At 41.6% G+C, this 22,129-nt stretch carries 22 protein-coding genes and 1 tRNA gene; 20 read left to right on the forward strand and 3 right to left on the reverse strand.

Annotated elements, in window-relative coordinates; genetic code table 11:
- Positions 1-254: 254 nt before the first annotated feature.
- Positions 255-325: transfer RNA gene (locus tag N8N51_RS05225), tRNA-Cys, on the reverse strand.
- Positions 326-486: 161 nt separating this feature from the next.
- On the opposite strand from N8N51_RS05225, the gene N8N51_RS05230 reads away from it, so the two are divergent.
- The 8 genes from N8N51_RS05230 to N8N51_RS05265 all read left to right on the forward strand — a co-directional run bounded on the left by N8N51_RS05230 (position 487) and on the right by N8N51_RS05265 (position 10,128).
- Positions 487-2,475 carry a peptide ABC transporter substrate-binding protein gene (locus N8N51_RS05230; RefSeq protein WP_023947089.1) on the forward strand — a complete coding sequence of 663 codons (1,989 nt, stop codon included), beginning with the start codon at positions 487-489 and terminating at the stop codon, positions 2,473-2,475.
- 66 nt (positions 2,476-2,541) lie between these two features.
- Positions 2,542-4,038, forward strand: a complete 1,497-nt coding sequence (locus N8N51_RS05235) for an ABC transporter permease (RefSeq protein WP_020902008.1) — start codon at positions 2,542-2,544, stop codon at positions 4,036-4,038.
- On the forward strand, positions 4,038-4,964 hold the full coding sequence (gene oppC, locus N8N51_RS05240; protein ID WP_049486660.1) for an oligopeptide ABC transporter permease OppC: 927 nt from the start codon (positions 4,038-4,040) through the stop codon (positions 4,962-4,964). Before N8N51_RS05235 ends, oppC begins: the two co-directional genes overlap by 1 nt.
- 8 nt (positions 4,965-4,972) lie before the next feature.
- Positions 4,973-6,040, forward strand: a complete 1,068-nt coding sequence (locus tag N8N51_RS05245; protein WP_000159549.1) for an ABC transporter ATP-binding protein — start codon at positions 4,973-4,975, stop codon at positions 6,038-6,040.
- Positions 6,041-6,050: 10 nt separating this feature from the next.
- The gene (locus N8N51_RS05250) at positions 6,051-6,977 is read left to right on the forward strand and encodes an ATP-binding cassette domain-containing protein (protein WP_001291301.1); all 927 of its coding nucleotides are present in this window, start codon (positions 6,051-6,053) and stop codon (positions 6,975-6,977) included.
- A 452-nt stretch (positions 6,978-7,429) separates the two neighbouring features.
- Positions 7,430-8,407, forward strand: coding sequence for an ABC transporter substrate-binding protein (locus tag N8N51_RS05255; RefSeq protein ID WP_261103748.1), 978 nt, complete (start codon positions 7,430-7,432; stop codon positions 8,405-8,407).
- A gap of 11 nt (positions 8,408-8,418) precedes the next feature.
- Positions 8,419-9,312 carry an ABC transporter permease gene (locus N8N51_RS05260; protein WP_120719149.1) on the forward strand — a complete coding sequence of 298 codons (894 nt, stop codon included), beginning with the start codon at positions 8,419-8,421 and terminating at the stop codon, positions 9,310-9,312.
- 12 nt (positions 9,313-9,324) lie between these two features.
- The gene (locus N8N51_RS05265) at positions 9,325-10,128 is read left to right on the forward strand and encodes an ABC transporter ATP-binding protein (RefSeq protein WP_261103749.1); all 804 of its coding nucleotides are present in this window, start codon (positions 9,325-9,327) and stop codon (positions 10,126-10,128) included.
- Positions 10,129-10,160: 32 nt separating this feature from the next.
- Here the strand turns inward: N8N51_RS05265 and treR are convergent, their stop codons facing one another.
- The gene (gene treR, locus N8N51_RS05270; protein ID WP_033688127.1) at positions 10,161-10,871 is read right to left on the reverse strand and encodes a trehalose operon repressor; all 711 of its coding nucleotides are present in this window, start codon (positions 10,869-10,871) and stop codon (positions 10,161-10,163) included.
- A 184-nt stretch (positions 10,872-11,055) separates the two neighbouring features.
- Here treR and treP point away from each other — a divergent pair, with 184 nt between their 5' ends.
- The 12 genes from treP (at position 11,056) to yidD (ending at position 21,017) form a co-directional block, all read left to right on the forward strand.
- Complete coding sequence (treP, locus tag N8N51_RS05275; RefSeq protein ID WP_033688129.1) at positions 11,056-13,023, forward strand: PTS system trehalose-specific EIIBC component; 1,968 nt, start codon at positions 11,056-11,058, stop codon at positions 13,021-13,023.
- Positions 13,024-13,086: 63 nt separating this feature from the next.
- Positions 13,087-14,712 (forward strand): alpha,alpha-phosphotrehalase, encoded by a 1,626-nt coding sequence (treC, locus tag N8N51_RS05280; protein WP_261103750.1) that lies wholly within the window; start codon positions 13,087-13,089, stop codon positions 14,710-14,712.
- Between the two features lie 141 nt (positions 14,713-14,853).
- Positions 14,854-15,102 carry a YneF family protein gene (locus N8N51_RS05285; RefSeq protein WP_000364990.1) on the forward strand — a complete coding sequence of 83 codons (249 nt, stop codon included), beginning with the start codon at positions 14,854-14,856 and terminating at the stop codon, positions 15,100-15,102.
- Positions 15,103-15,301: 199 nt separating this feature from the next.
- Positions 15,302-16,096, forward strand: a complete 795-nt coding sequence (gene racE, locus N8N51_RS05290) for a glutamate racemase (protein WP_000370377.1) — start codon at positions 15,302-15,304, stop codon at positions 16,094-16,096.
- The gene (locus tag N8N51_RS05295; RefSeq protein ID WP_000182419.1) at positions 16,093-17,064 is read left to right on the forward strand and encodes a nucleoside-triphosphate diphosphatase; all 972 of its coding nucleotides are present in this window, start codon (positions 16,093-16,095) and stop codon (positions 17,062-17,064) included. The genes racE and N8N51_RS05295 overlap by 4 nt, the downstream gene beginning before the upstream one ends.
- Positions 17,040-17,561 (forward strand): metallophosphoesterase, encoded by a 522-nt coding sequence (locus tag N8N51_RS05300; protein ID WP_084887508.1) that lies wholly within the window; start codon positions 17,040-17,042, stop codon positions 17,559-17,561. Before N8N51_RS05295 ends, N8N51_RS05300 begins: the two co-directional genes overlap by 25 nt.
- On the forward strand, positions 17,558-18,019 hold the full coding sequence (gene cbpB, locus N8N51_RS05305; protein WP_020903098.1) for a cyclic-di-AMP-binding protein CbpB: 462 nt from the start codon (positions 17,558-17,560) through the stop codon (positions 18,017-18,019). Before N8N51_RS05300 ends, cbpB begins: the two co-directional genes overlap by 4 nt.
- Entirely contained in the window at positions 18,016-18,750 is a 735-nt protein-coding gene (gene xerD / locus N8N51_RS05310; protein ID WP_314725854.1) for a site-specific tyrosine recombinase XerD, read from the forward strand. The genes cbpB and xerD overlap by 4 nt, the downstream gene beginning before the upstream one ends.
- Entirely contained in the window at positions 18,750-19,478 is a 729-nt protein-coding gene (locus tag N8N51_RS05315; protein WP_060627149.1) for a segregation/condensation protein A, read from the forward strand. Before xerD ends, N8N51_RS05315 begins: the two co-directional genes overlap by 1 nt.
- Before the next feature lie 18 nt (positions 19,479-19,496).
- Positions 19,497-20,066, forward strand: coding sequence for an SMC-Scp complex subunit ScpB (scpB, locus tag N8N51_RS05320; RefSeq protein WP_261103753.1), 570 nt, complete (start codon positions 19,497-19,499; stop codon positions 20,064-20,066).
- Entirely contained in the window at positions 20,053-20,775 is a 723-nt protein-coding gene (locus N8N51_RS05325; protein WP_261103754.1) for a pseudouridine synthase, read from the forward strand. Before scpB ends, N8N51_RS05325 begins: the two co-directional genes overlap by 14 nt.
- Entirely contained in the window at positions 20,775-21,017 is a 243-nt protein-coding gene (yidD, locus tag N8N51_RS05330; protein ID WP_261103756.1) for a membrane protein insertion efficiency factor YidD, read from the forward strand. Before N8N51_RS05325 ends, yidD begins: the two co-directional genes overlap by 1 nt.
- A 110-nt stretch (positions 21,018-21,127) precedes the next feature.
- Here the strand turns inward: yidD and N8N51_RS05335 are convergent, their stop codons facing one another.
- Positions 21,128-22,093, reverse strand: coding sequence for a siderophore ABC transporter substrate-binding protein (locus N8N51_RS05335; protein WP_261103758.1), 966 nt, complete (start codon positions 22,091-22,093; stop codon positions 21,128-21,130).
- Positions 22,094-22,129: the final 36 nt, after the last annotated feature.

Raw genomic sequence — 22,129 nt, forward strand, 5'->3', positions numbered from 1 at the left:
AAAGCATTTTCTTGAAGAATAGGGGGAAGAATGGTAGGGTATTATTGTCAAAAACGTCATTTTGTTAATAATAGATCCTTTTTATTTTTTGATTATTGTCAAAAACGGTGTTTTGTTAAAAATAAAAATATCTTCGCCCCAAACTCGCCCCAAAAGTTTTTTAAAGTTATCCTTTTTTATCATGAAATAAAAATAAAAAAGCCCTATTTTACGGGCTTTTTGTCTTGATAAATTCCGATAAATTCGGTATTGAAAGGCGGTAGACGGATTTGAACCGACGATCAAGCTTTTGCAGAGCCGTGCCTTACCACTTGGCTATACCGCCTTAACGTTTATTATTATACCTTGAAAATGATTTTCAGTCAATAGCTTTTTCAGATTTTTTGTATCAATAAGCCTAAATATTCTGAAAATTCGTTTACTTTTCTTGAAATCTATGATATAATTGATGATAACCTATACTTTATTTATAAGAGGAGTAAATAAATGAAAAAAAGTCAAGTGCTTGCTGTAGCGGGAGCTACCTTATTAGCGTCAGGAGTTCTAGCTGCGTGTTCAAACACTAGTTCAAATAATGCTAAACTAGCAAAAGATTACCAATATGTTTATCAAACAGATCCAGAAACCTTGGATTATATCGTCAGCAATATCGATTCAACATCATTCGTCACAACAAATGCTGTAGATGGTTTGTTGGCTAATGATAAATATGGTAACCTGGTTCCTTCTATTGCTGAATCATGGACAGTTTCAAAAGATGGTTTGACTTATACCTATAAAATCCGTAAGGATGCTAAATGGGTGACAGCAGAGGGAGAAGAATACGCTCCTGTAACTGCTAAAGACTTCGTTACTGGTTTGAAACACGCCGTAGATGGAAAATCAAAAGGACTTTCAATCGTTAGCTCTTCTATTAAGGGATTAGAAGCCTATATCAAGGGTGAAACAAGCGATTTTTCAACCGTTGGAGTAAAAGCGCTTGATGATCAAACACTAGAATATACTTTGAACCAGCCAGAAACTTTCTGGAATGACAAGACCACTAGTGGTATTTTGATGCCGGTTAATGAAGAATTCTTAACTTCAAAAGGGGAAGGTTTTGGTGCCCCAACCGATGCTAACTCTATTCTTTATAACGGTCCATTTGTCTTAAAATCTGTAACTCCAAAATCATCTATCGAGATGGCTAAAAATGATGCTTACTGGGACAAAGAAAATGTAAAAATTGAGAACGTTAAGTTCACTTTCTGGGATGGTAAGGACCAAGATGTGATTGCTAAAGGTTTTGCCGATGGTCAATATAGCAAGGCCCGTATCTTCCCTACAAGTTCTACATATGAAAAATATGCAGCTGACTTTAAAGATAACATTTACTTTAATGAACCAGGTGCGGGTGTTGCAACTGTCAGCTTGAATTATGGCCGTACAACCTATAACCACACTGCCAAAACAAGTGATGCTCAAAAGACATCTACTCAGAAAGCATTGCTAAACAAGGAATTCCGTCAAGCCTTGAACTTTGCTGTCGATCGCAATTCTTACTCAGCTCAAACAAATGGTACTGATGGAGCTGCAGTAGCCATCCGTAATACGTTTGCACCTTATAATCTTCAAGTTGGTAAGAAAACATTTGGTGAATTGGTACAAGATAGCTTGGCTAAGACAAATTCTTCTACTTGGTCAAACGTGTCTCTAGCAGATTCTCAAAATGGACTTTACAATGAAGAAAAAGCGAAAGAAGTCTTTGCTAAAGCAAAATCAAGCCTACAAGTTGAAGGTGTTGAATTCCCAATCCACTTGGATGCCTTGGTTATCCAAGAATCAACAGCGGTTGTAAACCGTGTTCAATCATTGAAACAATCAATTGAAAAAGTATTGGGTTCAGATAATGTTGTTGTAGACTTACAACAAATGACTCAAGCAGAAGCTTTACCAATTTCATTTAGCGCTCCAACAGCTAAAGAGCAAGACTGGGATATCCATACCTTGCTAGGATGGAACCCTGACTATCAAGATCCTTCTACTTTCTTGGATCAATTCGTCCTTAAGGGAGGAAGCACTCGTCTTTACCTTGGTATTGACCAAAACACAGATGCATCAGTAGTAAGCAAACTTGGTTTAGCTGACTATGGAAAATTACTTGATGACGCAAACAGCGAAAACCAAGATGTTCAAAAACGTTATGAAAAATACGCGGTGGCACAAGCTTGGTTGACTGACAATGCTTTGACAATTCCAGTAATGGCTTCTCCAAAAGAAACAGCCGTTTCATATGTTTCAAAAGTTCTACCATTTAGCTCTTCATATTCAGTAGCCGGCCTTAAAGGTGAAAATTCAGGATACTTGAAGTACACTGAAGTTGGTGAAAAAGCAATCACCAAAGAAGAGTATGAAAAAGCTCGTGAAAAATGGTTGAAAGAAAAGACTGAGTCAAACGAGAAAGCTCAAAAAGAATTGGCAAGTCATGTGAAGTAAATAATTTTCAATAGAACTTTCTCTCCATGAGGAGAAGGTTCTTTTGGGATTTTTAAAGGAAATGATATGAAAAAATATATTTTTATGCGTGTTTTGCGGTCATTGGTTTCTATCTTCTTAGTAACAACCTTGACTTACACGATTATCTATACAATGGTTCCTCGAAAATTGATTTTCAAACAGGATACCAACTATAACAAGATTGCTACAACTGCTGATAAACGTGATAACTATGAGAATACCGTTTATGAGCGTATGGGCTATATCGAGTACTACGATACCAAAGAGTTGCAAGAAAAAGCTAGCCAGATGGATGCTTCTGTAACAGTTGAAGCCAATGATACCAACAAGGCTATCTATGAAAAATACATCAAACAAATCGGTCATGGTTGGACCCTGGGAGAATTTACTGAAAGTGGCCAATTCTACGCTACACGTGAAATTCCAATTTTTGAACGTGTGTTTAAATTCTATGCAAACTTGCTTGATATCGACCACACAAACAAGATTCAGGACCCAGAAAATCCAAATTTGGAGCGTTATTTGCGTTTTGAAAATGATCCCGCTATCGGCTGGTCTCTGGTAGGTTCAGGGACTAAACACAAGTACCTCTTGTACTTCAATAGTCAGTTCCCATTTGTTCACCAAAACTTTGTGAACTTGAATTTGGGTGATTCATATCCAACTTATGCTAATACTCCTGTGCTTCAAGTTATCACACAAGGACAAGGTCAAACTAAGACATCAGAAGTGCAATTCCCAACTGGTAAGAAAACATCTTCAGTTAATATCTACTCAAGAACCTACAAATCGCCTAGTCAGGCTGATTCTCGTGAAGTAGCTAACTATGGGAAAGATGACCCATATACTGCAACTGAAAGCAACTACCAATATCCTTCTATGATTGCTAGCTCTGCAGTCGTTGGATTGATTGGTTTGGTGATTTCTTATGCGATTGCCGTGCCACTTGGTTCAGCTATGGCTCGCTTCAAGAACACTTGGATTGATAGCTTCTCAACAGGGTTTTTGACCTTCTTGATGGCCCTTCCAACCATTGCCTTGGTTTACATTGTTCGTTTGATTGGATCATCAATTGGTCTTCCAGATTCATTCCCTATCTTGGGTGCTGGAGATTGGCGTTCGTATGTTTTACCAGCAGTTATCCTTGGTTTATTGGGTGCTCCTGGTACAGCTATTTGGATTCGTCGTTACATGATTGACTTGCAATCACAGGACTTTGTTCGTTTTGCTCGTGCAAAAGGTTTGTCTGAAAAAGAAATTTCAAACAAACACATCTTTAAAAATGCCATGGTTCCGCTGGTTTCAGGAATTCCTGGTGCTGTTATCGGGGTTATCGGTGGTGCAACCCTTACTGAAACAGTCTTCGCTTTCCCAGGTATGGGTAAAATGTTGATTGACTCTGTAAAAGCATCTAATAACTCTATGGTCGTAGGTCTTGTCTTCATCTTTACATGTATTTCTATCTTCTCACTTCTTTTGGGAGATATTTGGATGACTATTATTGACCCACGTATTAAATTGACTGAGAAAGGAGGCAAATAATGTCTACAATCGATAAAGAAAAATTTCAGTTCGTAAAACGTGACGATTTTGCCTCTGAAGCCATTGATGCGCCAGCCTATTCATACTGGGGCTCAGTGTTTAGACAATTTATGAAGAAGAAATCAACTGTAGTCATGTTGGGAATCTTGGTAGCTATCATTTTGATGAGTTTCATCTACCCAATGTTTTCTAAGTTTGATTTCAATGATGTCAGCAAAGTAAACGACTTTAGTGCTCGTTATATCAAGCCAAATGCTGAGCATTGGTTCGGTACAGACAGTAACGGTAAATCTCTCTTTGACGGTGTCTGGTTCGGAGCTCGTAACTCTATCCTCATTTCTGTGATTGCGACAGTGATTAACTTGGTTATCGGTGTTTTTGTCGGTGGTATTTGGGGAATTTCAAAATCAGTTGACCGTGTGATGATGGAAGTTTATAATGTCATCTCAAACATCCCATCTCTTTTGATTGTCATTGTCTTGACTTACTCAATCGGAGCTGGATTCTGGAATCTGATTTTTGCTATGAGTGTGACTACTTGGATTGGTATTGCTTACTCAATTCGTATCCAAATCATGCGTTACCGTGACTTAGAGTACAACCTTGCTTCACGCACACTCGGAACTCCAACATACAAAATTGTCATTAAAAATATCATGCCACAATTGGTATCTGTTATTGTTACGACTACATCACAAATGCTTCCAGCATTTATCTCCTATGAAGCCTTTCTGTCATTCTTTGGACTTGGATTGCCTATTACAGTACCAAGTTTAGGTCGATTGATTTCAGATTATTCACAGAACGTAACAACAAATGCATACCTCTTCTGGATTCCATTGACAACTTTGGTCTTGGTATCCTTGTCACTTTTCGTAGTTGGTCAAAACCTAGCGGATGCTAGTGATCCACGTACACATAGATAGGAGTAGAAATGACAAAAGAAAAAAATGTAATTTTGACTGCTCGCGATATTGTCGTGGAATTTGACGTTCGTGACAAAGTATTGACAGCCATTCGCGGCGTTTCCCTTGAACTAGTTGAAGGAGAAGTATTAGCCCTGGTAGGTGAGTCAGGATCAGGAAAATCTGTTTTGACAAAGACCTTCACAGGTATGCTTGAAGAAAATGGTCGCATTGCCCAAGGAAGTATTGACTACCGTGGTCAAGACTTGACAGCCTTGTCTTCTCACAAGGATTGGGAACAAATTCGTGGTGCTAAGATTGCGACTATCTTCCAGGACCCAATGACTAGTTTGGACCCAATTAAAACAATTGGTAGTCAGATTACAGAAGTTATTGTAAAACACCAAGGCAAAACAGCTAAAGAAGCGAAAGAATTGGCGATTGACTACATGAATAAGGTTGGGATTCCAGATGCAGATAGACGTTTTGATGAATACCCATTCCAATATTCTGGAGGGATGCGTCAACGTATCGTTATTGCTATTGCCCTTGCCTGCCGACCTGATGTCTTGATCTGTGATGAGCCAACAACTGCCTTGGATGTAACCATCCAAGCACAGATTATTGATTTGCTAAAATCTTTACAAAACGAGTACCATTTCACAACAATCTTTATCACCCACGACCTTGGTGTGGTAGCAAGTATTGCAGATAAGGTAGCAGTTATGTATGCAGGAGAAATCGTTGAGTATGGAACTGTTGAGGAAGTCTTCTATGACCCTCGCCATCCATATACATGGAGTCTCTTGTCTAGCTTGCCTCAGCTTGCTGATGATAAAGGGGATCTTTACTCAATCCCAGGAACACCTCCGTCACTTTATACTGACTTGAAAGGGGATGCCTTTGCCTTGCGTTCAGACTATGCAATGCAGATTGACTTCGAACAAAAAGCTCCTCAATTCTCAGTATCAGAGACGCATTGGGCTAAAACTTGGCTTCTTCATGAGGATGCTCCAAAAGTAGAAAAACCAGCTGTGATTGCAAATCTTCACGATAAGATCCGTGATAAAATGGGATTTGCCCATCTGGCAGACTAGGAGGAAGGAAATGTCTGAAAAATTAGTAGAAATCAAAGATTTAGAAATTTCCTTCGGTGAAGGAAGTAAGAAGTTTGTCGCAGTTAAAAATGCTAACTTCTTTATCAACAAGGGAGAAACTTTCTCGCTTGTAGGTGAGTCAGGTAGTGGGAAAACAACTATTGGTCGTGCTATCATCGGTCTCAATGATACAAGTAATGGAGATATCATTTTTGAAGGTCAAAAGATTAATGGTAAGAAATCGCGTGAACAAGCTGCAGAGTTGATTCGTCGTATCCAGATGATTTTTCAAGACCCTGCCGCAAGTTTGAATGAACGTGCGACTGTTGATTATATTATTTCAGAAGGTCTTTACAATCACCATCTGTTCAAGGATGAAGAAGAACGTAAAGAGAAGGTTAAAAATATTATCCGTGAAGTGGGTCTTCTTGCTGAGCACTTGACTCGTTACCCTCATGAGTTTTCAGGTGGTCAACGTCAACGTATCGGTATCGCCCGTGCCTTGGTCATGCAACCAGACTTTGTTATTGCAGATGAGCCAATTTCGGCCTTGGACGTTTCTGTACGTGCCCAAGTCTTGAACTTGCTCAAAAAATTCCAAAAAGAACTTGGTTTGACTTATCTCTTTATCGCCCATGACTTGTCGGTTGTTCGCTTTATTTCAGATCGTATCGCGGTTATTTACAAGGGTGTTATTGTAGAGGTTGCAGAAACAGAAGAATTGTTTAACAATCCAATTCACCCATATACTCAAGCCTTACTTTCAGCGGTACCAATCCCAGACCCAATCTTGGAACGTAAGAAGGTCTTGAAGGTTTACGACCCAAGTCAACACGACTATGAGACTGATAAGCCGTCGATGGTTGAAATCCGTCCAGGTCACTATGTTTGGGCTAACCAAGCCGAATTGGCACGTTACCAAAAAGGATTAAACTAATAATGGTTTTATAATTTCCATGTCAACTTTTGTGGAAATTATAAACCTTTTTTTGTTGGACTGATTTAAAAAACTTTGAAAACAGCTTGAAAGAATTTTCGAAAAATTTTAAAAAATTCTGAAATATTCTTGACAGGTGATGAAAAAGGTGGTAAGATAGGAAACATCAAAAAAGAAAGCAGAAAAAGAAATGAATAAGAAACAAGCTGCAACGATGAATCAAAACTTTTACTTTAGCTACTTTAGATAGTGTTTGTAGACATGTCACCATGGATGCAAACAGTTCAAGCAATTTGTTTGTATCTATGTGGCTAAGATTTTTGATTGTGGTCCATATAGATGAATATCTAAATGGACTAGCTAAGTTGTAACTTGTTAGATTATTTCAAGCATCCGTTTAGATAGTATCTAGGCGGTTTTTTGTTTTATCTTTTCTGAGAAGGAGTTTCATTATGAAAGTTGTTCGAAAATTACTAGCACCCCTCTTGGTAGTGGGAATTCTCTTGACCTCTCTGATCAGTTTGCATCAGTTGAAGGCAGATAAGAAAAAAGATGTGTTTCGTATCGGTATTTCGCAATTTATTACCCACCAGTCCTTAGACGCTACTAGAGAAGGTTTTGTGGATGAGCTGGCCAAGCAAGGCTATGTTGAAGGGAAAAATATCGAGATTGATTTGCAAAATGCACAAGGAGAACAACGAAATCTAAAAACGATTTCCCAGCAACTAGCAGAATCTAGTGATGTCGTTCTAGCCATCGCAACGCCTTCTGCTCAGAGCTTGGCTAATACAACGCAAACGACACCGGTTATCTTTTCAGCTGTAACAGATCCTGTCAGTGCCAAGCTAGTTGGGTCAAGAGAGCATCCTGGGGGCAATGTAACTGGGACAAGCGATCAGTCATCAGATGCCATTTCAACCCAAATCAATTTGATAAAGAAAGTGTTGCCAAAAGCTAAAACAATTGGAATTCTTTATACTCAGAGTGAGCCCAATTCGGTTGTCCAAAAGGATGAAGCTAAGCGCCTTTTGGAAGAAAAAGGCTTTACCGTTGTTGAAAAAACAATCTTGGACAGTAACAACGTCAAGGCTGCAGCAGAAAGCTTGATGGCAGAGGTGGATATGGTTTTTGTACCAACGGACAATATCATTTCGTCAACCATGGAAACAGTCAAGCAGGTTTCTATTAAACACAAGGTTCCAGTATTTGGTGGTTCAACAGAAATGATTGCTGTTGGTGGCTTGTATAACTACGGAACTAATTATGAAGAATTGGGACGTCAGACAGCGCGAATGCTGGTTCGTGTCTTAAAAGGTGAGAAGCCAGAAAATATAGCAGTTGAGTTGCCTGAAAAACTGGAATTGCATACTAATCAAGAAATGGCAGATGCATTGGGAATTGATATCAGTAAGTTAGAAGGTAAGGAATAAGGAGATTTAAGATGAATTTTGTATTATCTAGTTTATCAGAAGGTTTGTTGTGGTCGATTATGGCTATTGGGGTCTACTTGACTTTCCGGATTTTGGATATTGCGGATATGACAGCTGAGGGATCCTTTCCCTTGGGGGCGGCTGTCGTCGTATCACAGATACAGGCAGGGACAAATCCTTGGATTGCGACCTTGCTAGCTTTGCTGGCAGGTATGGTAGCAGGTCTTGTATCAGGAATGCTCCACACCAAGATGAAAATCCCAGCGCTTTTGACAGGGATTGTGACCTTGACAGGGCTTTATTCAATTAATATTAAAATCATGGGTAGCGTGCCCAATCTTTCCTTGGGAGATTCTTCAACCGTCTTTAAACAATTGGCGAGTTTGGGTCTGACAAATGAAGAAGCTGTTTTCTCACTCAGCTTAGCCTGTCTCTTACTTGTTTGTTTAGTCTTGACTCTTTTGATGAAAACAGAGATTGGTTTGGTCTTGCGTTCGACTGGGGACAATATTCCGATGAGTGAGGCTAATGGGGTCAATGTCGACACTATGAAGATTGTTGGTTACATGATTTCAAACGGTTTGATTGCTCTATGTGGTTCCTTGTTCGCCCAAAATGATGGATTTTCAGATGTGACTTCTGGGACAGGAACTATCGTTGTTGGTTTGAGTGCCGTGATTATTGCGGAAGTCTTGATTCACGATTTGACCATTGGAGGTCGCTTGTTATCCATCGGAATCGGTGCTATTGTTTACCGTTTGATTATTTTAAATATCTATGAAATTCCAAATCTAGATCAAAACCTTGTTCGTCTCTTTAATGCAATCTTGCTTGCCTTGGTTTTATTTGCACCAGAATTGCAAAAGAGATTAAAGATTCGTGGTCTAAAATTGAGAAATGAATAGGAGGAGAAAGTTATGGCAAGTTTGTTAACACTTGAAAATATTCACAAGACATTTGAAGCAGGGACGATCAATGAGAACCATGTCCTCAAAGGATTAGATTTAGAAGTCGAAGAGGGAGATTTTATCTCTGTAATCGGTGGAAATGGAGCAGGGAAATCCACTTTGATGAATATCTTGGCTGGCAATCTATCAGTGGATGAAGGGGACCTTCTACTGGCAGGCAAATCTATTAAAAATCTGAGCGTTCGCAAAAGAGCTAAGGATATTGCCCGTGTTTTTCAAGATCCTAAGATGGGAACAGCTTCTCGTTTGACGATTGAGGAGAATATGGCTATTGCCTTGAGACGCGGGCAGAAGAGAGGGCTTGGTTGGGGCGTGAAGGAGAAGGATAGAATCCAGTTCCAAGAGGCCTTGAAGGAGTTGAATATTGGTCTTGAAAACCGCTTAAAAGTAGATACTCAATATCTCTCAGGAGGACAAAGACAGGCCTTGACCCTAGTCATGGCAGCTCTGGTGAAACCCAAACTTTTGCTTTTGGATGAACATACTGCGGCACTTGATCCAAAAACCAGTCAAATGGTGATGGATTTGACGCAAAAGATTGTGGAACACCATCAGTTGACGACTTTGATGATTACCCACGATATGAACCATGCTATTGAGTACGGAAATCGTCTCATTATGCTCTATCAAGGCAAGATAGTGGTAGATGTCAAGGGAGAGGAGAAAAAGCATCTGACAGTTGAAGATCTCATGCATCTCTTCCAGAAAAATAGTGGCCAGAGTCTAGTCAGTGATGAATTGGTTTTAGGATAAAGAAAAAGGCTGAGATCTAGTGTCTCAGTCTTTTATTTCTTACGTTTTGCAAAATCTACAAATCTGAATTTTTCGAGTTTATGGCGGCTTTCAGTAAACTGAAACTGGCGCCCGTCTTGGAGATAGACTTTTGACTTGATTGAAACGACATAAGGGTCTTTGCCTATGTCCATGAGAATCTTGTCTCTGTCATTTGAGTGGTCAATGGTTATTTCCTTTTGAGCATAATCAATAAGGAGTTTGAGGTCGTCCTCTATATAAGAATAGATGGACTGCTCAGCAATTTGGCGAGTGATATTTGGGATTAGTTCCATATCCAGATAGTCCGTATCCAGAACGGATACCAGATCATCCACCACACGCTGGCGGACCACCTTCCAAACCATACGAAACTCTGGGAAGCCAGTTATTAGTGAGGATTTTTTATCAATAATAATCTTGTCCAGACTGACCACGTTGGTTTTGGAGCGCAGTCCAAGTTCTTGAACTAGCTCTTGGTAGCTTGTTAGGTTGGATACAGGGAAATTGACGGTTTCTTCTTTGACGATTTGAGAACCTTGCCCTCTTATCTTTTTGATCAATCCTTCCTCTTGGAGGAGAGACAGGGCCTTTCGGACGGTATCACGGCTTACCTGATACTGGTTCATAAGGTCGTGCTCGCTAGGAAGGAAATCTCCGACAGCGTAAGTCTCGTTTTGAATGGTTTCTTGGATTTGCTTAAAAAGTTGTTGGTATTTCTTCATTTTGCTTCCTTAAATGGGTTTTTAGTCTAGTTTAATGAACACCTGTATCTATTTTACCATACAAGTTCCAGAAAAATGATAAAAAAATCCTCTTTTTATACCAAACAAGTTGCATACAGGTTTGATATCGTTTACAATATACTTATCAAATCAAACTTGCTTTGACAAGTATAAGGAGAATCAAATGGGAAAATTTGAACAAGCAGCCAAAGATTTGCTTCAGGCAATTGGAGGCAAAGAAAATGTGACTGCCGTAACCCACTGTGCGACACGGATGCGGTTTGTTTTAGGAGATGATAAGAAGGCTAATGTTAAGGCTATCGAGTCAATTTCAGCTGTTAAAGGAACTTTTACAAATGCAGGTCAATTTCAGGTGATTATTGGGAATGACGTGCCGATTTTTTATAATGATTTTACAGCTGTTTCAGGAATTGAGGGTGTTTCCAAAGAAGCAGCCAAGTCTGCAGCTAAGAGTAATCAAAACGTGGTCCAACGTGTCATGACCACTCTGGCGGAAATCTTTACTCCGATTATTCCAGCCTTGATTGTTGGTGGATTGATCCTCGGTTTCCGTAATGTTTTGGAAGGTGTCCATTGGTCTATGTTGGATGGTAAGACCATCACAGAAACCTCTCAGTTTTGGGCAGGTGTCAATCACTTCCTCTGGTTGCCTGGTGAAGCTATCTTCCAGTTCTTACCAGTAGGGATTACTTGGTCTGTTTCTCGTAAGATGGGAACCAGCCAAATCTTGGGAATTGTTCTCGGAATCTGTTTGGTATCGCCTCAGTTGCTCAATGCCTATGCGGTTGCTTCAACGCCAGCAGCTGATATCGCAGCAAACTGGGTTTGGAATTTTGGCTATTTTACTGTTAATCGTATCGGTTACCAAGCCCAAGTTATCCCAGCCTTGCTTGCAGGTTTGAGTCTGTCTTATCTTGAAATTTTCTGGCGTAAGCATATCCCAGAAGTGATTTCTATGATTTTTGTACCTTTCTTGTCATTGATTCCAGCCTTGATTTTGGCTCATACTGTCTTGGGACCAATCGGTTGGACAATCGGGCAAGGACTTTCATCAGTTGTATTAGCAGGATTAACTGGTCCTGTTAAGTGGTTCTTCGGTGCGATTTTTGGTGCCCTCTATGCACCATTTGTCATTACAGGTCTGCACCATATGACTAATGCTATTGATACACAATTGATTGCGGATGCTGGTGGAACTGCCCTCTGGCCTATGATTGCTCTTTCTAATATTGCCCAAGGTTCGGCCGTATTTGCTTACTATTTCATGCACCGTCATGATGAGCGTGAGGCTCAGGTTTCACTTCCTGCCACTATTTCAGCCTATCTCGGTGTTACAGAACCAGCCCTCTTTGGGGTCAATGTCAAATACATCTATCCATTTGTAGCTGGAATGACTGGTTCAGCTCTTGCAGGCATGTTATCCGTTACTTTTAATGTAACTGCGGCTTCTATTGGTATCGGTGGTTTGCCAGGTATCCTCTCTATTCAACCTCAATACATGCTACCATTTGCAGGAACTATGCTAGTCGCTATTCTTGTTCCAATGCTCTTGACTTTCTTTTTCCGCAAGGCTGGTCTCTTTACAAAAACAGAGGATGATACGGACTTGCAGGCAGAATTCGTTGCTCAAGAAGAAGCAGAATTTGTGAGCCATGAACCAGTAGAACATACTCCAGTAGAAATTGTTAGCCCACTTGAAGGACAAGTAAAAGAACTAAGTCAAGCAACTGATCCAGTCTTTGCTTCAGGTGTCATGGGGCAAGGTCTGGTCATTGAACCAAGTCAAGGTGAGTTGTCTTCTCCAGTCAATGGGACAGTTACGGTTCTTTTCCCTACCAAGCATGCCATCGGTATTGTCTCTGATGAGGGAGTGGAATTGCTCATCCACATCGGTATGGATACAGTAGGTCTTGATGGCAAAGGATTTGAAAGTCTAGTAGCCCAAGGAGATCATGTCACAGTTGGGCAGAAATTGATTCGTTTTGATATGGATATTATCAAGGATGCAGGTCTGGTAACAGAAACTCCTGTCATTATTACCAATCAAGATGCTTATACAGCGACCATCACTGGAACTTATCCGACAACGATCCAAGCTGGAGAAGATCTCATGGTCGCAACACGAATCTAATCAAAATAGCACAAATAGGGACGGAAGACGGCTTCCTCCCTTTTATCAGAAAAGGAGAAATAGATGACACTTGATAAAAGAAAAGTAGTCTATCAAATCTATCCAAAATCTTACAAAGACACCACTGGCAATGGTATTGGGGACTTACGTGGAATTATCGAAAAAATCCCCTATCTAGCCAAATTGGGCGTGGATATGGTCTGGCTCAATCCATTCTATCCAAGCCCTCAACGGGATAATGGTTACGACATTTCAGATTATATGGCTGTTGATCCTCTTTTGGGTGATATGGCTGATTTTGAAGAAATGGTGCGTGTCGGTAAAGAGCACAAGATTGACTTTATGCTGGACATGGTGCTCAATCATTGTTCGACAGAGCATGAATGGTTTCAGAAAGCCCTAGCTGGTGACAAGTATTATCAAGACTTTTTCTTCGTCCAAGACCAACCAACAGACTGGCAGTCTAAGTTTGGTGGCTCTGCATGGGCGCCCTTTGGGAATACAGGGAAATACTACCTTCACCTCTTTGATGAGACCCAGGCTGACCTTAACTGGCGCAATCCCAATGTTCGTAAGGAGCTTTTCAAGGTTGTTAATTTCTGGCGCGACAAGGGTGTCAAAGGTTTCCGATTTGATGTGATCAATTTGATTGGCAAGGACGAGGTCTTAGTGAATTGTCCTGAAAATGAAGGAAAGCCAGCTTATACAGACAAGCCTATCGTTCATGACTATTTGTGTATGATGAATCAAGCCACTTTTGGATCAGACGATAGCTTTATGACAGTTGGGGAAATGTCTTCTACCACCATGGAAAACTGTGTCCTCTATTCGTCGCCTGACCGTCAGGAATTATCCATGACCTTTAATTTTCATCACCTCAAGGTGGACTACAAGGATGGGCAAAAATGGACCTTAGCTCCCTTTGATTTTGAAGAATTGAAAAGTCTTTACCATAGTTGGGGCAAGGAGATGAGTAATAAAGGCGGTTGGAGCGCTCTCTTCTGGAACAATCATGACCAACCCCGTGCCTTGAACCGTTTTGTCGATGTTGAGAACTTCCGTAATGAAGGAGCCACCATGTTAGCGGCCAGTATTCACCTGTCACGTGGGACACCTTATATCTATATGGGTGAGGAAATCGGGATGATTGACCCAGACTATGATTCTATGGCTGATTATGTAGATGTCGAATCGCTCAATGCCTATCAGATGCTCTTAGAAGAAGGGAAGAGTCAGGAAGAAGCCTTCCAGATTATTCAAGCTAAGTCGCGTGATAATTCACGAATTCCCATGCAGTGGGATTCTTCGGAAAATGCAGGATTTACAGTAGGGACGCCTTGGCTCAAGGCAGGAAAATCCTACCCTCATATCAATGTAGAAAATGAAATCCAAGGTCCGATTTTCACCTTCTACCAAGACTTGATTCGACTTCGTAAAGAAATGCCTATCATCTCAGAAGGAAGTTACAAACCAGCTTTTGAAGACAGTCAGCAAGTCTACGCTTTTGAACGCCAGTATGAGGATCAAAAGTTACTAGTGCTCAATAATTTTTATGCCACAGAACTGGAAATCGACTTATCAGTAGCCTACCAAAATGGACGAATTTTGATTTCAAACTATGAAGATGCAGAAGTGTCTGAAAAAATTCTACTCAAACCCTATCAAACACTAGCTATTTATGTAAATTAAACTCAGTAAGGAGCCCTCTTTTGCAGAAAAGCAGGCTTCTTTTTGCTGTCTATTCCATCTCTGAAAGCGTAAAACAAACTGGTCAGGGTGGCTAGTTTGTGGTATAATGAAAGAGACTCAAAAAGAAACAGGAGAAATATGATGGATTTACTATTAGCAATTGTATTGATTGTGCTAGCTTTTCTAGGAGGAGCTCTTGGAGGAATGTACTTGGTTCGTAAGCAAATTGAAAAAGAATTCGCTGACAACCCACGTTTGAATGCTGAAGCAGTTCGTACTCTTTTGAGTGCAAATGGTCAAAAACCAAGCGAAGCTAAGGTACAACAAGTTTACCACCAAATCATCCGCCAACAAAAGGCAGCCCTTGCTAACAATAAAAAGAAAAAATAAATAAGGAAAAGTCTGGGATGAAAGTTCCAGACTTCTCACTATGTTGGTTATGGTTTAGGGATGAGACTTTTTCCTTGCATTCTATTGATATTTGATTATGATTAAGATAGAAAGTTGTTGATTAGGCTGTCATTCAGTTCTTAAAGATCAGTAATCATAATGAACTATCAATCAGAAAAAAGACTAGAAAGAAGACTGTATGGATAATCGACCGATTGGTTTTTTGGATTCGGGTGTCGGAGGCTTGACCGTTGTGCGCGAGCTCATGCGCCAGCTTCCCCATGAAGAAATCGTCTATATTGGAGATTCGGCACGGGCGCCTTACGGGCCCCGTCCTGCTGAGCAAATTCGTGAATACACTTGGCAGTTGGTCAACTTTCTTTTGACCAAGGATGTCAAAATGATTGTCATTGCTTGTAATACTGCGACTGCGGTCGTCTGGGAAGAAATCAAGGCTCAACTAGATATTCCTGTCTTGGGTGTAATTTTGCCAGGAGCTTCGGCAGCTATCAAGTCCAGCCAAGGTGGGAAAATCGGAGTGATTGGAACACCCATGACGGTACAATCAGACATCTACCGTCAGAAAATCCATGATTTGGATCCTGACTTACAGGTGGAGAGTTTGGCCTGTCCCAAGTTTGCTCCCTTGGTGGAGTCGGGTGCCCTGTCAACCAGTGTTACCAAGAAAGTGGTCTATGAAACCCTGCGTCCCTTGGTTGGAAAGGTGGATAGCCTGATTTTGGGCTGTACCCATTATCCACTCCTCAGACCTATTATTCAAAATGTCATGGGGCCCAAGGTTCAGCTCATCGATAGTGGAGCAGAGTGCGTACGAGATATCTCAGTCTTACTTAATTATTTTGAAATCAATCGTGGTCGCGATGCTGGACCACTCCATCACCGTTTTTACACAACAGCCAGCAGCCAAAGTTTTGCACAAATTGGTGAAGAATGGCTGGAAAAAGAGATTTATGTGGAGCATGTAGAATTATGACAAATAAAATTTATGAATATAAGGATGACCAGGACTGGTATGTCGGCTCATATAGTATTTTTGGTGGTGTCCGGACATTGACTGATGAAGACTTGGATTTTCCTCTATTTGAGTTTGCCCAAAGATTTCGAGATGAGGAACAAGGTTTTCCTATTTCTGTGATTGTTTTACGCTATGGTTCTCTCTACCGTTTATTGTCTTTTGTGGTAGATATCCTCAACCAAGAAATGGGACGAAATCTGGAAGTCATCCAACGTCAGGGAGCTTTTCTCTTGATTGAAAATGGGCAACTCCTGCATGTAGCATTGCCTAAAGAAGGGGTCAATGTTCATGATTTCTTTGAGACAAGCAAGGTCAGAGAAACCTTATTGATTGCGACTCGAAACGAAGGCAAGACCAAAGAGTTCCGAGCTATCTTTGATAAGTTAGGCTACGATGTGGAAAATCTTAATGACTATCCTGACCTGCCTGAAGTAGCTGAAACAGGCATGACCTTCGAAGAAAATGCCCGTCTCAAGGCAGAAACCATTTCTCAATTAACGGGCAAGATGGTTTTGGCAGATGACTCAGGTCTCAAAGTCGATGTCCTTGGTGGCTTGCCAGGTGTCTGGTCAGCTCGTTTCGCAGGTGTGGGAGCTACTGACCGTGAAAACAATGCCAAACTCTTGCACGAATTGGCCATGGTCTTTGAACTCAAGGACCGCTCGGCTCAATTCCATACAACCCTAGTCGTGGCCAGTCCAAACAAGGAAAGTTTGGTTGTTGAAGCTGACTGGCCAGGCTATATTAACTTTGAACCTAAGGGTGAAAATGGCTTCGGCTATGACCCACTCTTCCTCGTGGGAGAGACAGGCAAGTCCTCAGCTGAATTAACCCTTGAAGAAAAAAATAGTCAATCTCACCGTGCCTTAGCCGTTAAGAAACTTTTGGAGGTATTTCCATCATGGCAAAGCAAACCATCATTGTAATGAGCGATTCTCATGGCGATAGCTTGATTGTGGAAGAAATCCGTGATCGCTATGTGGGCAAAGTTGATGCCGTTTTTCATAACGGCGATTCTGAACTGCGTCCTGATTCTCCCCTTTGGGAAGGCATCCGTGTTGTTAAAGGGAACATGGACTTCTACGCCGGCTACCCAGAACGTTTGGTGACGGAGCTTGGTTCGACCAAGATTATCCAAACCCATGGTCACTTGTTTGACATTAATTTCAATTTTCAAAAGTTGGACTACTGGGCTCAGGAGGAAGAGGCCGATATCTGCCTCTATGGTCACTTGCATGTACCAAATGCTTGGATGGAAGGCAAGACCCTCTTTCTAAATCCAGGTTCCATCAGTCAACCACGTGGGACCATCAGAGAATGTCTCTATGCTCGTGTGGAGATTGATGACAGTTATTTCAAAGTGGACTTTTTGACACGAGAGCATGAGGTGTATCCGGGCTTGTCCAAGGAGTTTAGCCGATGATTGCCAAGGAGTTTGAGACTTTCTTGTTGGGGCAAGAAGAAACTTTTTTGACTCCTGCTAAAAATCTAGCTGTGTTGATTGATACTCACAATGCGGATCACGCGACCCTCTTGCTCAGTCAGATGACCTATACCCGTGTTCCTGTTGTGACAGATGAAAAACAGTTTGTTGGGACGATTGGGCTCAGAGATATTATGGCTTATCAGATGGAGCATGACTTGAGTCAAGAAATCATGGCAGATACGGATATCGTTCATATGACGAGAACGGACGTAGCGGTCGTCTCGCCTGATTTTACCATTACGGAGGTCTTGCACAAGCTGGTAGATGAGTCCTTCTTGCCGGTTGTGGATGCGTCTGGTATTTTCCAAGGGATTATCACGCGTAAGTCTATCCTCAAGGCAGTGAATGCCCTCTTGCATGACTTTAGTAAGGAATATGAGATTCGATGCAAATGAGAGATAGGATTTCAGCCTTTTTAGAAGAAAAGCAGGGCTTGTCTGTCAATTCCAAGCAGTCCTATAAGTATGATTTGGAGCAATTTTTAGACATTGTAGGCGAGCGGATTTCTGAGACTAGTCTCAAGATTTACCAAGCCCAGCTAGCCAATCTAAAGATCAGCGCCCAGAAACGAAAGATTTCGGCCTGTAACCAATTTCTCTACTTTCTCTATCAAAAAGGAGAAGTGGATAGCTTTTATCGTTTGGAATTAGCCAAACAAGCTGAAAAGAAGACCTCAAAACCAGAGCTGTTAAACCTAGACTCTTTTTGGCAAGAAAGTGACTATGCAGAGGGTCGCTTGCTAGCGCTCTTAATCCTAGAAATGGGGCTCTTACCGAGTGAGATTTTAGCTCTCAAGGTTGCGGATATCAATCTGGACTTTCAGGTGTTGCGAATCAAGAAGGCTTCCCAACAGAGGATTGTCACCATTCCCACGACCTTGCTTTCAGAATTGGAACCCTTGATGGGGCAGACCTATCTCTTTGAAAGGGGAGGGAAAGCTTATTCCCGTCAGTGGGCCTTTCGTCAGTTAGAAGCTTTTGTCAAGGAGAAAGGTTTTCCAACCTTATCCGCCCAAGCCTTGCGGGAACAGTTCATTCTAAGACAGATAGAAAAGAAGGTCGATTTGTACGAAATTGCAAAAAAATTAGGATTAAAAACAGTCCTGACCTTAGAAAAATATAGATAATGGATATTAAACTAAAAGATTTTGAAGGGCCCTTGGACTTGCTTTTGCACCTGGTTTCTAAGTATCAGATGGATATCTACGATGTGCCCATTACGGAGGTTATCGAACAGTATCTAGCTTATGTCTCAACTCTGCAGGCCATGCGTCTGGAAGTGACGGGCGAGTACATGGTTATGGCCAGTCAGCTCATGCTGATCAAGAGCCGCAAGCTTCTTCCAAAGGTGGCAGAAGTGACAGACTTGGAGGATGACCTAGAGCAGGATCTTCTCTCTCAAATCGAAGAATACCGCAAATTCAAGCTCTTGGGTGAGCACTTGGAAGCCAAGCACCAAGATCGGGCCCAGTATTATTCCAAAGCGCCGACAGAGTTGATTTACGAAGATGCGGAGCTCGTGCATGACAAGACGACCATTGACCTCTTCTTGGCTTTTTCAAATATCCTAGCCAAGAAAAAAGAGGAGTTTGAACAGAATCATACGACTATCCTGCGGGATGAGTATAAGATTGAGGACATGATGGTTATCGTGAAAGAGTCCTTGGCTGGACGAGACCAATTGTGCTTGCAGGATTTGTTCAAGGAAGCCCAGAATGTCCAAGAGGTCATCACCCTCTTTTTAGCAACCCTAGAGTTAATCAAAACCCAGGAACTAATCCTCGTGCAAGAGGAGAGTTTCGGAGATATCTATCTCATGGAAAAGAAGGAAGAAAGTCAAGTAGCCCAAAGCTAGACTTGATAGAGAGGAAAGATGAGTACTTTAGCAAAAATAGAAGCGCTCTTGTTTGTAGCGGGTGAAGATGGGATTCGGGTCCGCCAGTTAGCTGAACTCCTCTCTCTGCCACCGACAGGCATCCAACAGAGTTTAGAAAAATTATCCCAGAAGTATGAAAAGGCCCCAGATTCCAGTTTGGCTCTGATTGAGACAGGGGGTGCTTATAGATTGGTGACCAAGCCTCAGTTTTCAGAGATTTTGAAGGACTATTCTAAAGCGCCCATCAACCAGAGTTTATCTCGGGCTGCCCTTGAGACCTTGTCCATCATTGCTTACAAACAGCCCATCACACGGATAGAGATTGATGCCATCCGTGGGGTTAACTCGAGTGGGGCCTTGGCAAAGTTACAGGCTTTTGAATTGATAAGAGAAGATGGGAAAAAAGAAGTTTTGGGCCGCCCCAACCTCTATGTGACTACGGATTATTTCCTAGATTACATGGGGATTAACCATTTGGAAGAATTACCAGTGATTGATGAGCTTGAAATTCAAGCCCAAGAAAGCCAATTATTTGGTGAAAGGATAAAAGAAGATGAGAATCAATAAGTATATTGCCCACGCAGGTGTGGCCAGTAGGAGAAAAGCAGAAGAGTTGATCAAGCAAGGCTTGGTGACGGTTAACGGCCAAGTGGTGCGTGAACTAGCAACGACTATTAAGTCAGGCGACAAGGTCGAAGTGGAAGGTCAACCAATCTACAACGAAGAAAAGGTTTACTATCTGCTTAACAAACCACGCGGTGTGATTTCCAGTGTGACAGATGATAAGGGTCGTAAGACGGTTGTGGACCTCTTGCCCAATGTCAAAGAGCGTATTTACCCAGTTGGTCGTTTGGATTGGGATACATCAGGAGTCTTGATTTTGACCAATGATGGGGATTTTACGGATGAAATGATTCACCCTCGTAATGAGATTGACAAGGTCTATGTCGCGCGTGTTAAAGGCGTGGCCAATAGGGACAATCTCCGCCCCTTGACCCGCGGACTTGAGATTGATGGCAAGAAAACCAAGCCAGCTGTTTATGAAATTCTCAAAGTGGACCCAGTTAAAAATCGCTCTGTGGTACAGTTGACCATCCATGAAGGGCGTAACCATCAGGTTAAAAAAATGTTTGAAGCTGTTGGTCTTCAAGTGGACAAGTTGTCGCGTACACGTTTTGGGCACCTAGACTTGACAGGCCTTCGTCCAGGTGAATCCCGTCGTCTGAATAAAAAAGAAATCAGCCAACTACACACCATGGCTGTAACCAAGAAATAATGAAACGAATTTTAATAGCGCCTGTGCGCTTTTACCAACGGTTTATCTCACCAGCCTTTCCACCCTCTTGTCGTTTTGAGCCGACTTGTTCCAACTACATGATTCAGGCTATTGAAAAACATGGATTCAAGGGTGTTTTGATGGGCTTGGCTCGGATTTTACGTTGCCATCCCTGGTCGAAAACAGGTAAGGACCCCGTCCCAGACCATTTTTCCCTTAAACGGAATCAAGAAGTAAAATGAGGCTAGGTAAAAATATTTTAGTAAAATGATAAAAACGCATCCTATCAGGTTTGAGTGAGCTTGATAGGATGCGTTTTATCATGTAAAGATGTGATTGAGTTTAAAGTAGCTTATTTCAAGGCTTTTTGTGCGTCTTCAATCATGAGTTTGGTTGATTCAAGTCCGCCTCCGCTTAGATACCAGAGGTCTGGTGTTAGTTGGATAATCTTACCATTTTTAGCGGCAGGTGTTTCAGCGATGAGGGCATTTTCTAGGACACCGTCGTTGCTAGAGTTGTCCCCACCGATGGCAAGGGTGCGGTTGATGACAAAGAGGATGTCAGGATTGATTTCTTTGACACTTTCAAAGCTGACTTCTTGTCCGTGGCGTGAGTCTTCAAATTTTGTATCAGTTGGCTTGAATTTCAAGGTTTGGTACAAGAAAGAGAAACGAGATTGGGCACCAAAGGCAGCCATTTTTCCTTCATTGAGGAGGATGGCAAGGGCTTTTTTGTCAGAGCTTTCATTTTTAGTAGCGACTTCTTGGATGCTCTTGTCTAGCTTAGCCAATTCTTCCTTGGCTTTCTGTGTACCTGTTTCACCAAAGGCGCTTGCTAGGGATTCGATATTGGCCTTGGTAGAAGTCCAGTAGTCGTCCTTGCTTGCTTGGAAGAGAACAGTCGGAGCGATTTCTTTGAATTTATCTACAAATTTTTGGGTACGTGGTGAAGCGATAATCAAATCTGGTTCAAGAGCAGCAAGGGCTTCTAGGTCTGGCTCAACCATAGAACCAACATTTTTAACTTTTCCAGCTAGGTCTTTAAGATAAGTCGGAACAGTTTTTGTAGGCATTCCGACGATATTCTTTTCAAAACCTAAAGCGCGAATAGTATCCGCAGCACCGAGGTCAAAGGTCACAATCTTTTCAGGGACTTTTGAAAGTGTGACTACACCTAGTGAACTTTTAATGGTTACCTCTGTTGGAGCAGAGCTACTTGACTCCGTCTTACTAGTGCTTGAGTTTGTACTACATGCACCAAGTAGGAGCAAGAAGCTGGCCGCTAGGGCAGTGAGATAAAATTTAAGGGATGTTTTCATGATTTCTCCTTTTTAAAATATGATAACGATGTAGGG

The organism is Streptococcus mitis (assembly GCF_946188685.1).
Classification (GTDB): Bacteria; Bacillota; Bacilli; order Lactobacillales; family Streptococcaceae; genus Streptococcus; species Streptococcus mitis_CC.

Coding starts and splice junctions, on each gene's coding strand:
- N8N51_RS05230 (WP_023947089.1), top strand. CDS start 487: ATGAAAAAAAGTCAAGTGCTTGCTGTAGCGGGAGCTACCTTATTAGCG.
- N8N51_RS05235 (WP_020902008.1), top strand. CDS start 2,542: ATGAAAAAATATATTTTTATGCGTGTTTTGCGGTCATTGGTTTCTATC.
- oppC (WP_049486660.1), top strand. CDS start 4,038: ATGTCTACAATCGATAAAGAAAAATTTCAGTTCGTAAAACGTGACGAT.
- N8N51_RS05245 (WP_000159549.1), top strand. CDS start 4,973: ATGACAAAAGAAAAAAATGTAATTTTGACTGCTCGCGATATTGTCGTG.
- N8N51_RS05250 (WP_001291301.1), top strand. CDS start 6,051: ATGTCTGAAAAATTAGTAGAAATCAAAGATTTAGAAATTTCCTTCGGT.
- N8N51_RS05255 (WP_261103748.1), top strand. CDS start 7,430: ATGAAAGTTGTTCGAAAATTACTAGCACCCCTCTTGGTAGTGGGAATT.
- N8N51_RS05260 (WP_120719149.1), top strand. CDS start 8,419: ATGAATTTTGTATTATCTAGTTTATCAGAAGGTTTGTTGTGGTCGATT.
- N8N51_RS05265 (WP_261103749.1), top strand. CDS start 9,325: ATGGCAAGTTTGTTAACACTTGAAAATATTCACAAGACATTTGAAGCA.
- treR (WP_033688127.1), bottom strand. CDS start 10,871: ATGAAGAAATACCAACAACTTTTTAAGCAAATCCAAGAAACCATTCAA.
- treP (WP_033688129.1), top strand. CDS start 11,056: ATGGGAAAATTTGAACAAGCAGCCAAAGATTTGCTTCAGGCAATTGGA.
- treC (WP_261103750.1), top strand. CDS start 13,087: ATGACACTTGATAAAAGAAAAGTAGTCTATCAAATCTATCCAAAATCT.
- N8N51_RS05285 (WP_000364990.1), top strand. CDS start 14,854: ATGGATTTACTATTAGCAATTGTATTGATTGTGCTAGCTTTTCTAGGA.
- racE (WP_000370377.1), top strand. CDS start 15,302: ATGGATAATCGACCGATTGGTTTTTTGGATTCGGGTGTCGGAGGCTTG.
- N8N51_RS05295 (WP_000182419.1), top strand. CDS start 16,093: ATGACAAATAAAATTTATGAATATAAGGATGACCAGGACTGGTATGTC.
- N8N51_RS05300 (WP_084887508.1), top strand. CDS start 17,040: ATGGCAAAGCAAACCATCATTGTAATGAGCGATTCTCATGGCGATAGC.
- cbpB (WP_020903098.1), top strand. CDS start 17,558: ATGATTGCCAAGGAGTTTGAGACTTTCTTGTTGGGGCAAGAAGAAACT.
- xerD (WP_314725854.1), top strand. CDS start 18,016: ATGAGAGATAGGATTTCAGCCTTTTTAGAAGAAAAGCAGGGCTTGTCT.
- N8N51_RS05315 (WP_060627149.1), top strand. CDS start 18,750: ATGGATATTAAACTAAAAGATTTTGAAGGGCCCTTGGACTTGCTTTTG.
- scpB (WP_261103753.1), top strand. CDS start 19,497: ATGAGTACTTTAGCAAAAATAGAAGCGCTCTTGTTTGTAGCGGGTGAA.
- N8N51_RS05325 (WP_261103754.1), top strand. CDS start 20,053: ATGAGAATCAATAAGTATATTGCCCACGCAGGTGTGGCCAGTAGGAGA.
- yidD (WP_261103756.1), top strand. CDS start 20,775: ATGAAACGAATTTTAATAGCGCCTGTGCGCTTTTACCAACGGTTTATC.
- N8N51_RS05335 (WP_261103758.1), bottom strand. CDS start 22,093: ATGAAAACATCCCTTAAATTTTATCTCACTGCCCTAGCGGCCAGCTTC.